Raw genomic sequence first — 15,354 nt, forward strand, 5'->3', positions numbered from 1 at the left:
ACTGAGGGTTATATTGAAGTTAACTGATAATTAATTATTTTCTAAAAGAAAATAAAAATACGAATGTCGTTTTTATTTTGATAAACACTTGATAACCAATTGTTATTATTTCGTTTGTATTTGAATGTAATAAAAAGGTGTTTTTTATATACAAATTGTGTGCTTCCTCGAACAATCAAAAAGGGATGATGGATTCTGTGATAAAAGTACTACATTAATTTAAGTTAAGGCTCTATTATAATGACATAATATTTATAATTCATAAGGTTAGCTTTTAATATTTTATTTTTTTATTAGGTATGAGTTAGCTTTATTAATGCAAATGAACTATTTTTAAATATAGATAAAATAAAAAATTAATCAGTTTTAACTATTTAACTATTTTCTGACATACAGCAGATAAACACATTTTGGGTATTATTTTATGGCTAAAGGAAGGTTAAATAATTTATATGAAAAATCAAAAAAAGAGTCGTTTTTTTGTTTACGGTATTATTCTTATCGCGATAATTGCGGCCGGTGTTTTTTGGTGGAAATCTCAAGCACCGACACTTCCTTCTGGATTTGCTCAAAGTAATGGGAGAATAGAAGCAACAGAAATTGATATATCAACAAAAAGTCCAGGAAGAATAGACTCTATTTTAGTTCAAGAAGGTGATTTTGTTAAAGCGGGTGAAGTTTTAGCCAACATGGATACTCGTACACTTAAAGAACAACTTCATGAAGTTCAAGCACAATTAAATCAAGCCAAAAGCAGTGTTGTTACTGCTCAATCGGCATTATCACAACGTAACAGCGAACAGCTTGCCGCTCAAGCGGTGGTTCGTCAACGTATTGCTGAACTGGATGCAGCACAAAAAAGACTCAATCGTTCTCGTGCACTAGTGAAAACCAATGCTATTTCTATTCAACAATTAGATGATGATATTGCCAGAACTGAAGGGGCAAGAGCAGCTGTTGAAGCAGCCAAAGCACAGGAAACTGCAACCGTAGCGGCTATTGAATCGGCAAAAGCGGGTATTATTCAAGCAAAAACAAAAGTAGATGCCGCAACAGCAACAGAAAGACGCATCATGGCTGAATTAGATGACAGTATTTTAAAAGCCCCTCGTAATGGTCGTGTTCAATATCGTGTTGCTGAGCCTGGCGAAGTTTTAGGTGCTGGCGGTCGTGTGTTAAATATGGTTGATCTAAGTGATGTTTATATGACCTTCTTTTTACCAACTGAAGCTGCAGGTCAAGCCGCTTTAGGTAGTGACGTTCATATTATTTTAGATGCAGCCCCTCATATTGTTATTCCTGCAAAAACGACTTATGTCGCTAGTGTTGCCCAATTTACGCCTAAAACCGTTGAAACGGATAATGAAAGACTGAAACTAATGTTTCGTGTAAGGGCAAGAATTTCACCTGAATTACTTGAAAAACATCTTGAATATGTAAAAACAGGATTACCAGGTCGTGCTTATATTCGACTAGATAACAATCAATCTTGGCCAACTGATTTAGAGGTGAAACTACCACAATGAGTCAAATAATGAGAACGCAAAGTCATTCTCATATCATTGAATTGACTCATGTATCCCAACATTATGGCGATACCAAAGCACTTGATGATGTGACATTGACTATTCCAGCAGGAAAAATGGTCGGCCTAATAGGCCCTGACGGTGTAGGTAAATCGAGCTTAATTTCTCTTATTTCGGGAGCCAGAGAAATTCAAACAGGGCAAGTAATCGTTTTAAATGGTGATATGAATGATGTTCAACACCGAAGGGCTGTTTGTCCTCGTATTGCTTATATGCCACAAGGATTAGGTAAAAACCTTTATCACACACTTTCTGTTTTTGAAAACGTTGATTTTTTTGGTCGCCTGTTTGGTCAATCAAAACAAGAACGAGCAGAACGTATAAATGACTTACTTGAAAGTACGGGGTTAGCGCCGTTTCGCGACAGACCCGCAGGTAAACTTTCAGGCGGGATGAAACAAAAATTGGGTTTATGTTGTGCATTAATTCATGATCCAGAATTACTTATTCTGGATGAACCGACAACGGGAGTTGACCCTTTATCTCGTGCACAATTTTGGGAGTTAATTAATCGTATACGTAAACGCCAAACAAACATGAGCGTGTTAGTTGCGACTGCTTATATGGAAGAAGCTGAGCGCTTTGATTGGCTTGTCGCTATGGATGCTGGAAAAATTTTAGCAACGGGTCATGCCAATGAGTTAAAAGCACAAACTCATACGGATGAATTAGAAGCTGCTTTTATCGAATTATTACCTGAAGAAAAGAAAAAGAATCATCAAAAAGTTATTATTCCTCCAAGAGATAAAAGCGACGATGATGTGATTGCTATTGAAGCTAAAGATTTAACCATGCGTTTTGGTCAATTTGTTGCGGTTGATCATGTGAGCTTCCGTATTCCTAAAGGCGAAATTTTTGGTTTCTTGGGATCAAATGGTTGTGGTAAATCAACCACAATGAAAATGCTAACGGGATTGTTAGAAGCCAGTGAAGGGCGAGCTTGGTTATTTGGTCAAGAAGTTGATCCTAAAGATATCGAAACTCGTCGTCGAGTGGGGTATATGTCACAAGCCTTTTCACTTTATAGTGAATTAACGGTACGACAAAATCTAGAATTACATGCCAAACTTTTTCATATTCCAGAAGAGGAAATTCCTCAGCGTGTTAAGGACATGAGTGAGCGTTTTAATTTAACTGACGTAGAAGAAATAATGCCCGATGGTTTGCCATTAGGTATTCGTCAACGTTTGTCGCTTGCTGTCGCTGTTATCCATAAACCTGAAATGTTGATACTGGATGAACCCACTTCAGGAGTTGACCCCATTGCGCGAGATATGTTCTGGAACTTGATGGTTGATCTATCTAGACGTGACGGTGTCACTATTTTTATCTCAACTCACTTTATGAATGAAGCAGCGCGTTGTGACCGAATGTCACTTATGCATGCAGGTAAAGTATTAGTGACAGATACACCTGCAAATTTAGTTAAAAATAGCCAATTTGATACACTTGAAGAAGTCTTTATTGATTACCTTAAAAAAGCATCAGGCGAACAAGAAACACCTGAACTTGATGAAAAAAGCTTGCAACTTCCTGCATCTAGTGATGAAAGTGCAGAAAAAGCATTAAAGCAACGGTTTAGTCTACGACGTTTATTTAGCTATAGTATTCGTGAAGGTATGGAGCTGCGCCGTGATCCTGTACGTCTAACATTGGCGTTATTAGGAACGGTGATCCTGATGTTTATTATGGGATATGGGATTAGCATGGATGTTGAAAACTTACGCTTTGGTATTATGGATAGAGACCAAACGGGTTTAAGTCAAGCATATAGCCAAAACCTGTCAGGCTCTCGGTATTTTATTGAAAAAGCACCAATCACTGATTATGACCAGCTTGAACGTCGACTTCGTAGTGGTGATATCACGGTTGCAATTGAAATTCCGCCTAATTTTGCTCGTGATGTTGCAAAGGGAAATACTGTAAAAATAGGAGTTTGGATAGATGGCGCGATGCCAAATCGAGCTGAAACAGTACGGGGTTATATTCAGGCAATGCACTTAACATGGATGCTTGATATGGCAATGCGTCAACCAACAAACGTGGTTGATAAATTATCACCGATTAATATCGAAACACGTTATCGTTATAATCCTGATGTAAAAAGCTTACCTGCTATTGTACCTGCTGTTATTCCACTTTTATTAATGATGATCCCTGCAATGTTAAGTGCATTGAGTGTGGTACGTGAAAAAGAGCTGGGTTCTATTATTAATCTTTATGTTACACCTGTTACCAAAGCTGAGTTTTTATTAGGTAAACAATTTCCTTATATCTTATTGGGAATGTTTAACTTTTTTATGCTCTGTGCGCTTTCGGTCTTTGTATTTGGCGTCAGTTTTAAAGGCAGTATGCTTACGCTCTCTTTAGGGGCATTGCTCTATATTACGATCGCAACAGGAATGGGGTTATTAATTTCTTGCTTCATGAAAAGCCAGATTGCCGCTATTTTTGGTACTTCAATTATTACCTTAATTCCAGCGACACAATTTTCAGGAATTATTGATCCTGTTTCATCACTCGAAGGTATTGGTAAATGGATAGGGCATATTTATCCGACTTCTCATTTTTTAACTATCGCAAGAGGGACTTTTTCTAAAGGATTAAATCTCTTTGATTTACCTTGGTCTTTTATTCCTTTGCTTATTACCATCCCTATTGTAGTTGGGCTAAGTGTCTTTTTCTTGAAAAAGCAGGAGGCTTAAATGTGGCACACAATGCAAAATGTATTTAACTTAGGTATAAAAGAGCTACGAAGTCTCTCGCGTGATAAGGCAATGCTGGCATTAATTGTATTTGCTTTTACCGTATCGATTTACTCATCAGCAACGGTAACACCGGGTTCATTACATCATGCGCCTATTGCAGTTGCTGATCAGGATAAATCACAATTATCTGCACGTATTGTAAATAGTTTTTATATGCCTTATTTTTTGCCACCAGCAGATATCACTCCTGAGCAAATAGATGGTCTATTAGATAGAGGTACTTATACGTTTGCATTAGATATCCCACCTAATTTTCAGAGCGATCTTTTAGCAGGTCGTAAACCGGAAATACAAGTTAATATCGATGCGACACGAATGAGCCAAGCTTTTTTAGGTAATAGTTATATACAAAATATTGTAATGGGAGAGGCGAAAACCTTTTTAGCCAAAAACAGAACTAACGATCCATTACCTGTTGATTTAGAAGTAAGAATGAGCTTTAACCCTAACCTAACACAATCTTGGTTTGGTTCTGTGATGGCAATTATCAATAATATCACTATGTTATCAATAGTATTAACAGGAGCCGCATTAATAAGAGAGCGAGAGCACGGAACCATTGAGCATTTACTGGTTATGCCTGTAACTCCCTTTGAAATTATGCTTTCTAAGATATGGTCAATGGGTTTGGTTGTACTATTGGCATCGGTAATGTCGTTAGTCTTAGTGGTAAAAACCTTGCTTAATGTACCTATTGAAGGCTCGGTTTTACTGTTTATGTGTGGTGTTGCTTTAAGCTTATTTGCGACAACCTCCATTGGTATTTTCTTAGGTACAATGGCGCGTTCAATGCCACAATTTGGTTTGTTGATGATTATGGTCTTACTACCATTAAATATGTTATCTGGTGGTATGACATCACGAGAAAGTATGCCTCAGTTTGTACAAGATGTAATGCAAACAATGCCAACGACACACTTCGTGAGTTTAGCTCAAGCCATTTTATATCGTGGTGCTGATTTCTCAATTGTGTGGCCTCAATTTATTGTCTTAATTATTATTGGCTCTGTATTTTTCTTATTGGCTTTGTTACGTTTTAGAAAAACCATTTCGGCTATGGCCTAATAAAATTTAAATATTAATCGATAAGTTAACCTATTTTCTTCTATTATTAAATATAGAAGGGAATAGGTTTTTTATTAATTAAAATATCTCTTCTTGGTATTTTTACTTAATTGTTAGATTATAATAAATAATATTTGCAAGGGTAAATAATATATTTATGGTAAGGCATTAAGTAAAACTCATTAGTAAATAACCTTGTCTACGATCAGAACAATGAAATTAATGTATTTTTTATCGAGTATTTTGAAAGTATTTAAATTAAGGTTGATCTTATGAAAGTAACAAGAATATTTAAAATAGCAACAAGAGAAAGTAAATTTAATAAAGAAGAACAAATTGGTATAGATATAATGGATATTAAACCAATTAGAGATAAATTATATTTACCTTACTCTATAAATGCTTGGTATACCACAACGCTTAATGAACCGATGACATTTATTCAACTTCCCACAGTGACATCAGGCTCTCAAATTTTACTTCATATCACTCAAGGCTCAGGTGCAAATCAAGTAGCTTTTGTTGATGATGTATTATGGCCCTTAGGCCGTAAGCCTCTATTATCATGGAATAAAGATGCTATTGATATGATCCAGTTTATTGCACTTAATGGGAAGTGGTTGGGGCGATTTATTGGTGGAGGTATGCATGTATCAGAATGATAATTTAATGTCTGTCTATAATTTGTTATTTGGGCATCAACGATTCTTAGACAATAATACCGGTTTAACAATGGATAGAAGTAAACAACATTTTGTCTTTAACCTTGATGGTGTTTTATCAAATAATAGACATACAATAGGATATACACGTTTAGAATCACAGCCTAATGGAGATGCAACAACGGAAGGTCAATCCTTACAAATATTGGGTTATCTTTATGTATATAAGGCAACAAAAGATAAATATTGGTTAGATAAAGCAATTTGGTGCTTTGATGCCTATATTAAATATTTCTATCAAGATCAAGCAATCCCCGATCCTCCTCATAATCGATGGTTAAGCCAATGGATTATTAATGGTAAAGAGCCCACGTTATCTAATTGGCCAATTAACTTTGATGAACCTACTAATTCAGGATTTGTTGATACCGAAATTATGTTTGTTGATGGTATATGTCAAATACCTCATGGTGCGTCTTATTGGGGAGAATACCTTGATATAGTGACACAAGCCTATCGTGGCGTATTATCTTATTCAAATATAAATGCCAGAGTTGTCGGACTTAATAATGATGGCAGTATTAATTGGAGTAAAAAGGGTGAATCTGTTGAATTAGCATGGTTGATTGATTTATACGGACGAAAAATTGATAAGCAAGGTAATGTATTAGAAAAAAATGCGATTGAACCCAAAGGCTATGTAAAAATGGCATCGCCAATTAATGGATTATGGAAATTGTGTCATGCAAATATTCAACCTGTAGAGAAAGGTGGCTTTCTGATAAAACGAAATATGGCATGGCATAATAGGCCTCTTAATATCCCTATTATCGATAAACGAAACTATGGAAATGCTGCTGATGCAGAAGAGTGGTTTTTAGAGGCAAGTTATACATTATGGAAAATAACGAATGAACGCCGTTATTGGTTAGCTTGGCGAAATAGCGCATTAATGTGCATGAGATATGCAAATATTGATTCTAACGATAAGTTCTTCAGACAATCTACTACCGAATTAAGCCCGTTTACTGATGGGATCTCCTATGAATATCATTATCCCAAAAATCGCCATATTTCTCTTGATAGGGATAAAGAGGGGTTTATTAGAATAAAAACGGATGGAAATGCTACGGTGACTTTAGAGCAACAAAGTATTTCAAAAAAAATTGATAAGAACTCTAAAATAACCATTAATGTAGGGGGAGTAGATAAAAATAAAGCGCCATTAAACGTTAGAATTAATATGGGCATTATTCCACAAAAAAGCAGTAATATTGTGAAAAATTGGTTTTTACCACTTCCTCATACTTCTACGAATAGTAACGTAATAAAATATGAACTCAGTATGAGTTCGTTTATTCAAAAAAATGAAGAGATTGAATATCTTACTGTTAATGATGTAGGGTATGTTGAACTTGGTGAAGATATCAAAACTTTATTTGAGTTTGAGGATAATGTTATTGATGGCCGTTCAGCCGTTGTACAACACGTGGAACTTAAAAATAATAGTAAAATGATGGTGGGTTTTTGGCTAACAAAAGAAGAAAAGGCGGTTCCGACATCATTTACGTATAAATTGGCTAGAAGTAAATGGGAGATTATTATTTATGATGCTGAATCTTGGCGTTGGCATTGGATACTACCTATAACAGGAGGTAAGTGGTCCACCATTCAGCTAACGCCTGAAACTCTTGCATTAACGACTTATCAACCTTATTACTCTGATAGCGAAATTAAGCCCAAATATCCAAAATTACAAGCGGTATCTAGCGTTACTCTTGCTATAAATGAATTTGAAAAAGAGAATAGCTCAGAACTTGTTTGGTATTGCTTTAACGATATCCCCATTCATTTTAATGATCTTGATGGTTGGACGCATAAATTTTCAATAACCTTATCAGGTGATGATAGTTTTGAAGGGCTTATTGGTGATTGTGATATTAGTTATAATGATCTCAATAGACTCGCTTATACCCCCGGCATTATTCCTTTTTCCAATAATTCTACAAAAGATTCCTCTCAATTCGATTCATGGCGTGGATTACCTTATCCTGGCTATCAACATCCTTTTATTTATATCCATGAAGAAAATTCACAAACTCATTTAGAAAATATGTGTCAGTTTCTGTTTGATGCCCAAAAGGCTTATGAAGATAAGTTTAAGGTAAAAGGGCCTGTTGCTATGGCCTATGTTTGGGATCGCTGGGATAACGTTGAATATGGTGAGGCCGATACCTTTATTTTTAATCATTGGGGGAGTGATGCTTGGGCAGGCTATCAACCTCGGGCTTTTGCCTCAGCCGCTAGAGCATGGTATGAATTAGTTTTATGTCAGAAAAGCATTCCTGAAAACCTTATTCAATTTACAAATAATTGGGTTGATTATCTTATTCATTTCTTTGAAAAAGTCGGTGGATTTCCTTGTGAATTTCCTGCAGATTTTCCACCACCAGAAAATCGAAATTTTGTCGGTCATATGACTGGGTTGTGGCTATGTGGCCTTTGTTTCGCAGCAATGTCTGGGTGTGAAAACAGTAAATTAGATTGGATTATTGAAAAATCGGTTACTGAACTTATTGAACATTATAAGGTTGTGTCTCCAACAAGCCCCATGAATGGCAGTTGGTCCCCAGCAGTAAGAGTTGGAAGCGATAATGGTATGTTTTATGGTTTTTGGTCAGGTGAGATATTGCGAGGATTAGGTATGTATATATTGTATAAACAAGAAAGCTGATTAATTAATAGATTAACTTTACCCATCCTCAAGTAGCCTCAGTTAAGGCATAAATCGATAACTGATCCCCGTTTCTGTTATTAAGTGTACAGAATATGTGGGATCGGCTTCTAATTTTTGACGCAGATGGCCCATATAAATGCGTAAATAATGGCTATGTTCAACAAAATTAGGCCTTCAAACATGTAATAGGTTTTAAAACCACAGCAACGCCAAATAACATGATTCAGTTTGAATAACCCAATGAGGCAAATCACCTTCAATCAGGCGAGCCAAATAATCCCCCAAGTATTTTTCTCATTACAAATAGTGTAATCAAAAAAACAATGTCACAGCACCGAATATCAGCATCAGAACAATCCTTTTACTATTTAGATTAGTGAGCGTACTTAATGGGCTGTAAAGATGTTGATAAAAAAGGGATGGGTGGTGTAAAAAAAGTATAAAAATGGCTGATAGGTGATTCATTGACTCCTTGATTGGTTGAAATAATGTCATGCCTTTGTTAGATCTAAGTTAGGTTTAAATTAAGTGAATAGAAATTAGCACTCTCTAGGGGATATTGAATGAATACTCTCTATCTAAAGACCAAATGGTTTTTATACTTCTTAAGCTTATTAATCATTTCATCTATCTGCATGGTTAAAGCGATGGCAAATTCTGATAAGGCATACCTAGTTACACTGGCGCAAGAGGGAAATTTATCTGAATTAAAACGTCAGATAGAACAAGGTGCAAATATTGAACAACGTGATCTAAAGTTACGCACACCGCTAATGGCGGCCACACATGCCAACCAAATTGAGGTTGCAAAATATCTGATTGAGCATGGTGCAGATGTTAATGCCCGTGATGCTATTCATGATTCACCGTATCTTTATGCGGGTGCAAGAGGGTTACAGGAGATCTTAGAATTAACGTTATCGCATGGCGCCTCGCTTAAAAGTGTTAATCGTTACGGTGGAACAGCATTAATTCCTGCTTCTGAGCGAGGCCATGTAAAAACAGTAAAAACATTGATTGATGCTGGTGTAGATGTTGATCATATTAATCGTTTAGGCTGGACGGCTTTAATCGAAGCAATTATTTTAGGTGATGGTAGTCAAAAATATGAAGAGATTGTGACTTTACTTATTGAAGGTGGAGCTAATGTTAACCTTACCGATGGCTCTGGCCATACACCTTTAACCTTAGCTAAAGATAAAGGCTATACAAACATTGTTAATATACTTGAACAAGCGGGGGCAAAATAATGTCAGATAATCAATTTATACAACAAGCCATATCGCTTGCAATGGATAATGTGAAAGCAGGTGGAAGGCCATTTGGCGCGGTCATTGTGAATAATGGTCAAGTGATTGCAAGTGCCGTTAATCAAATAATAACGACGAATGATCCCACAGCCCATGCTGAATTATTAGCATTACGGGAAGCAGGTAAAGTATTAGGGCGAACAAAATTAGATGATTGTGTCGTTTATGCCAGTGGGCAACCTTGCCCAATGTGTCTTGCCGCAATGCGTATGGCGGGAATTTCTAAAATTTTTTATGCCTATTCTAATGAGGATGCAGAGCCATACGGACTATCGACAGCCAGTATTGCCAAGGTATTAAGAAAGTTACCAGAACAACAAGAAGGCCTTCAATTTGTACAGATAAAAACTGAAGATGAAATGCAACCCGAGCTTTATCAATATTGGTCAAAGCAATCTTAACGAAGTCAATTTTTCTATAAATAAAAGTCCTAAAAGAGAGAACTAAAGTAACTGCAAAAAATTAGATACTTTTAGGACTTTTTATTTTTACTATTTATTATTAATCAACAAAACAATTGTTTTTCAGCGGGGATAACATTTAACTGCGACTGCCAACTTTTGAGCGTTAATGTCGCCAACATGGCTAAACCTTCGTAATAAGGGAATGCCCCTTGCAAAGATAACTTCTCTAAATAACGATAAGCCCACGGCAGAAGGTGTTCTGCTAATAGCTCATTGAGTTTTTCAGGGCGAGTTTCTGCAATCCATGCCACCATCATTACCATTAAACCAAAGTGATCTTCAGGCTCATTTTGAGTTAACGCAATATCAATGCCATTTTCTAGCATCCATTCACGTAAATCTAATGTTGAATTGCCAAATAATACATTTTCATGATCAAGATAGACCGAGCCCCAAGGCGGCGCTGGAAGTGCGTAAGGGCCGACAAATAAACGCTGATACGCTTGTGCTAAAGTTTCTTCATTTAATGAAGTTTGTGAAAGTAGGCTTGCAATACGTTGTTTTTCTTCCGCACTGCCATAAGGCCATTCTTCAATCCACTTTTGACTCGACAGTAGTTCGACAATGTCACTTTTTTCTGTGGGTGCATAATAAAACGCCGCACCTAAAATACGGGCGGTGAGAGAAATGTCAGTAATAAGTTGTTGTTCCATAATATTTTTATAATCCGCTTAGATTTATTGTCTTTACTATATGCGATTTTCTATCTAAACATAATGACGAAGATTAAAAAAGAGTGATACCGCATTATAAAAGGAAAACCGCCATAACAGATAAAAAGCGTGGGCTTTTTGGCTATTACAGCGGTTTAAAGGCAGCGCTTTTAATTAACCAACGACCGCCATACCGACCGTCATATGTAAACCATAGAAAACACCGCGTCCGATAAACTCACCGGCAAACACTAAAATAAAGCCCAACGCTAATAAAGCAACAGAAGGGTTATTTTTACGCAGAAGTGGTGCAATCCAGCAACTTAAGCCTAAAACTAAAGCTACTAATTTAGTTCCCATTAAAGCACCATAGTTAGGCACTAAATCCACAGCTTTTTGTACAGAGGTTTGAATAGAACCTAATTCAAAGCCTTGTGATGTTGCCACAATAGCGCTTACAACAATCGCGATAACACTTAATAATGGTAATGTGCTGATGCAATTGAGGTTAAAACCTGCAATACGCAACAAAAGAGCTGCTAAAATAGGGCCACCGATAAAGGCGGTTAGCACAAAATTAAATGTAGTGTAGCTGGTATACCACGTTGGAACGGTATCAATTTGGTATACGTGAGATATTGCTGTAATAAATAATGCGGCTAATACCATAACCAGCGCGACCCATAATTTACCTAATGCAGCAGGCATTTTATTAAGTACAGCCAATAACCAGTAAATACCTCCCAAGGCAAAGAAAATCGAACCACTGGCAATTTCATTACTTAATGATGAGTGACCAAGACGAAGTAATGAGTTAAATGCGCGTAATGGGGTTCCCATGTGCATCATGGATAATAAGAAACCGATTCCCATTAATGCCCAAAGACCAAACATGCTGTAATGTACTTTTCTGTTCATTTCGGGAGAAAGCTTACCCGAAAGAATGGCGCATCCCATAATAACAAAAGCGCCAGCAACACTTTGCCCGATAACAGTAAAGAACATCAGTGGCCATTCATGCAATCCCACCATCTTACACCTCCTCTGGGTTTGCCAGATGACCAGTGGTATCACCCACAGGACGGCTATTGGCATTTAATTTAAGGACAATATTTGGCTTGGTGTATTTTGCTGAAGGAAGTGGGGCGATTTCAGCTAAATCACCGTATTTAGCGCGTAATTCTTCAATCGGTGCCATATCTAATGCACGTAGTGGGCAAGACTCAACACAAATCGGTTTTTTGCCTTCAGCTACACGCTCATAGCAACCGTCACATTTGGTCATATGACCTTTGACTTCATCAAATTGCGGTGCGCCATAAGGACATGCCATGTGACAATAGCGGCAACCTATACAAATATCTTCATTAACGACAACAAAGCCATCTTCACGTTTATGCATTGCACCACTTGGGCAAACTTTTGCACAAGCAGGATCGTCACAGTGGTTACATGAAATGGATAAGTAATAGGCAAAAACATTTTGTGTATAAACGCCGTCTTGTTCAGTCCAATCGCCACCAGCATATTCATAGATACGGCGGAAATTGACATCAGGGGATAAATTTTTAAAATCCTTGCACGCCAGTTCACAGGTTTTGCAGCCGGTGCAACGACTTGAATCAATGTAAAAACCATATTGCGTTGACATAACCAGACTCCTTACGCCTTGACGACTTCAACAAGATTACTGTGAGAAGGATTACCCTTGGCAAGTGGCGAAGGGCGTTGTGTCGTTAACACGTTAATGCTACCTGCGTGATCAATGCGGTTACTATCTGGGTTATACCAAGCACCTTCACTTAAACCGACTACACCGGGTAAAATACGAGGTGTCACTTTTGCGTTGATCCTAACTTCACCACGATCGTTATAAATACGCACTAAATCACCGTGTTTAATGCCTCGTTTTGATGCATCAACAGGGTTTATCCATATTTCTTGTGGACATGCAGCTTTTAAAACATCTACGTTGCCATAAGTTGAGTGAGTACGTGATTTATAGTGGAACCCCGTCATTTGTAATGGATATTTTTCCATTGCCGGATCACCATAGCTTTCAAAACCAGCAGAATAAATCGGCAGTGGATCAATGACATCGTCAGATGCCAGTTCCCATGTCGCTTTAATGTCAGCAAGTTGAGAAGAATAAATCTCAATTTTACCTGATGGTGTCGTTAATGGGTTGTTTTCAGGATCTTCTCGGAATTGGCGATAAGCAACATGATGGCCTTCAGGGTCGCGTTTTTTGAAGATCCCTTGAGTACGGAACTCTTCAAAAGTTGGAAGTTCAGGTAAGTTTTGACGAGATTGTTCGTAAAGGTGACGTAACCACTCTTCTTGAGTTCTGTTTTCAGTGAATTTTTCACCAACCCCCATGCGTTTTGCAATTTCGCTGGTCATTTCATAGATATTACGGCTTTCAAAGCGAGGTTTAATTGCTTGATCAGCAAAAATTACATACGCCATATTACCCGCCGATGCATCCATACAGAAATCCATTTGCTCTGATGCAGTACAATCAGGAAGTAGAATATCGGCATATTTAGCAGATGCTGTCATATGGTTATCGATCACCACAATCATTTCGCATTTTTTATCGTCCTGCAGAATGTCATGAGTACGATTGATTTCAGAATGTTGGTTAACTAAACAGTTACCTGCGTAGTTCCAAACCATTTTGATAGGCACATCCAGTTTATCTTTACCACGAATACCATCACGTGTTGCCGTCATTTCTGGACCACGTAAGATTGCATCCGTCCACATAAACATAGAAATGCTGGTGGTGACAGGGTTAGTGAAGGTAGGCATACGAACAAAAGGAATGCTGTAAGAGCCTTCGCGAGCACCAGTATTACCGCCGTTAATACCCACATTACCAGTTAAAATAGAGAGCATTGCAATCGCACGAGAGGCTAATTCACCATTAGAACGACGCTGTGGTCCCCAACCCTGAGTGATATAAGCAGGTTTTGCCATCGCAATTTCACGAGCCAATTTCACAATACGAGAAGCGGGAATACCTGTAATTTGCGCTGCCCATTCTGGCGTTTTAGGCTGGCCGTCTGCGCCATCACCTAAAATATAAGCTTTGTAGTGACCATTTTTTGGCGCGCCTTCTGGTAGAGTGGTTTCATCATAACCTACGCAATATTTATCTAGGAAAGGCTTATCAACTAAGTCTTCTTTGATCATGACATACGCTAATGCATTGACTAATGCGGCATCAGTTCCCGGACGAATAGGGATCCACTCATCTTCACGGCCTGCACCAGTATCCGTATAACGCGGATCGATGATAATCATTCGCGCATCAGATTTCTCACGGGCTTGCTCAACATAATAGGTGACACCGCCACCACTCATCCGTGTTTCACCTGGATTATTACCAAACATCACAACCAGTTTGGTGTTTTCAATATCTGAAGGACTATTACCATCCGCCCAGCCACCATAGGTGTAATTTAATCCAGCTGCGATTTGTGCCGTACTGTAATCACCGTAGTGATTAAGATAACCACCACAACAATTCATTAAACGAGCAATTAATGTCGCCCCCGGTGGCCAAGACTTCGTCATGGTGCCACCTAATGTTCCAGTACCGTAGTTTAAATAAATAGATTCATTACCATAATCTTTAATCAAACGTTTCATGGTATCTGAAATCGTATCGAAGGCTTCATCCCATGAAATACGTTCAAATTTACCTTCACCACGCTTACCCACTCGTTTCATGGGGTAGCGTAAACGGTCAGGATTGTAAACACGACGACGCATTGAGCGACCACGTAAACAGGCGCGAACTTGGTGTAATTCTTCGTAGACATCATTACCAGTGTTGTCGGTTTCTACATATTTAATTTCACCATCAACAACATGCATACGTAATGGGCATCGACTACCACAGTTTACTGTACAGGCACTCCACACCACTTTTTCGCTGTTCGTTGTCGGTTTTGTCTCGGTGGCGATGGCTTGATTAAAGGGGAGAGATAATCCCCCAGCAGTTATTGCTAAACCACCCGCAGCACCTGTTTTTACAAAACGACGGCGAGATAAGGGAGTGGAAAGTAACGCCATCTCTTTGATGTTTTTCATACATTACT

11 protein-coding genes and 1 pseudogene are annotated in these 15,354 nt (G+C 37.9%); 7 read left to right on the forward strand and 5 right to left on the reverse strand.

Features of this window, described 5'->3' with window-relative positions:
* The first annotated feature begins 452 nt into the window (after window positions 1-452).
* From JEP40_RS01705 to JEP40_RS01725, 5 genes are all read left to right on the forward strand, one after another.
* Entirely contained in the window at window positions 453-1,526 is a 1,074-nt protein-coding gene (locus JEP40_RS01705) for an HlyD family secretion protein (RefSeq protein WP_198622167.1), read from the forward strand.
* 8 nt (window positions 1,527-1,534) lie between these two features.
* Window positions 1,535-4,291 carry a ribosome-associated ATPase/putative transporter RbbA gene (gene rbbA / locus JEP40_RS01710; protein WP_198622352.1) on the forward strand — a complete coding sequence of 919 codons (2,757 nt, stop codon included), beginning with the start codon at window positions 1,535-1,537 and terminating at the stop codon, window positions 4,289-4,291.
* The gene (locus tag JEP40_RS01715) at window positions 4,292-5,419 is read left to right on the forward strand and encodes an ABC transporter permease (protein WP_198622168.1); all 1,128 of its coding nucleotides are present in this window, start codon (window positions 4,292-4,294) and stop codon (window positions 5,417-5,419) included.
* 272 nt (window positions 5,420-5,691) lie between these two features.
* Window positions 5,692-6,081, forward strand: a complete 390-nt coding sequence (locus JEP40_RS01720) for a hypothetical protein (protein ID WP_198622169.1) — start codon at window positions 5,692-5,694, stop codon at window positions 6,079-6,081.
* A complete protein-coding gene (locus JEP40_RS01725; protein ID WP_198622170.1) occupies window positions 6,068-8,815 on the forward strand; it encodes a phage tail protein in 2,748 nt (915 codons plus the stop codon). The genes JEP40_RS01720 and JEP40_RS01725 overlap by 14 nt, the downstream gene beginning before the upstream one ends.
* Window positions 8,816-8,857: 42 nt before the next feature.
* Here the strand turns inward: JEP40_RS01725 and JEP40_RS01730 are convergent.
* Window positions 8,858-8,989 (reverse strand): annotated as a pseudogene (locus JEP40_RS01730) (two-component system response regulator KdpE); the annotation flags it as partial.
* 392 nt (window positions 8,990-9,381) lie between these two features.
* Here JEP40_RS01730 and JEP40_RS01735 point away from each other — a divergent pair.
* Window positions 9,382-10,068, forward strand: coding sequence for an ankyrin repeat domain-containing protein (locus tag JEP40_RS01735; protein WP_198622171.1), 687 nt, complete (start codon window positions 9,382-9,384; stop codon window positions 10,066-10,068).
* A complete protein-coding gene (locus JEP40_RS01740) occupies window positions 10,068-10,529 on the forward strand; it encodes a nucleoside deaminase (RefSeq protein WP_198622172.1) in 462 nt (153 codons plus the stop codon). The genes JEP40_RS01735 and JEP40_RS01740 overlap by 1 nt, the downstream gene beginning before the upstream one ends.
* A gap of 104 nt (window positions 10,530-10,633) precedes the next feature.
* Here JEP40_RS01740 and dmsD read toward each other — a convergent pair whose 3' ends face one another.
* The 4 genes from dmsD to dmsA all read right to left on the reverse strand — a co-directional run bounded on the left by dmsD (window position 10,634) and on the right by dmsA (window position 15,346).
* A complete protein-coding gene (gene dmsD / locus JEP40_RS01745; protein ID WP_198622173.1) occupies window positions 10,634-11,245 on the reverse strand; it encodes a Tat proofreading chaperone DmsD in 612 nt (203 codons plus the stop codon).
* A 174-nt stretch (window positions 11,246-11,419) separates the two neighbouring features.
* Window positions 11,420-12,277, reverse strand: coding sequence for a DmsC/YnfH family molybdoenzyme membrane anchor subunit (locus JEP40_RS01750; RefSeq protein WP_198622174.1), 858 nt, complete (start codon window positions 12,275-12,277; stop codon window positions 11,420-11,422).
* A gap of 1 nt (window position 12,278) precedes the next feature.
* Window positions 12,279-12,896: a DMSO/selenate family reductase complex B subunit gene (locus JEP40_RS01755; RefSeq protein ID WP_198622175.1), complete on the reverse strand. Its 618-nt coding sequence runs from the start codon at window positions 12,894-12,896 to the stop codon at window positions 12,279-12,281.
* Between the two features lie 11 nt (window positions 12,897-12,907).
* The gene (gene dmsA / locus JEP40_RS01760; RefSeq protein WP_198622176.1) at window positions 12,908-15,346 is read right to left on the reverse strand and encodes a dimethylsulfoxide reductase subunit A; all 2,439 of its coding nucleotides are present in this window, start codon (window positions 15,344-15,346) and stop codon (window positions 12,908-12,910) included.
* Window positions 15,347-15,354 lie beyond the last annotated feature (8 nt).

Origin of the sequence: Proteus vulgaris, from assembly GCF_016239305.1 — a bacterium.
Classification (GTDB): Bacteria; Pseudomonadota; Gammaproteobacteria; order Enterobacterales; family Enterobacteriaceae; genus Proteus; species Proteus vulgaris_C.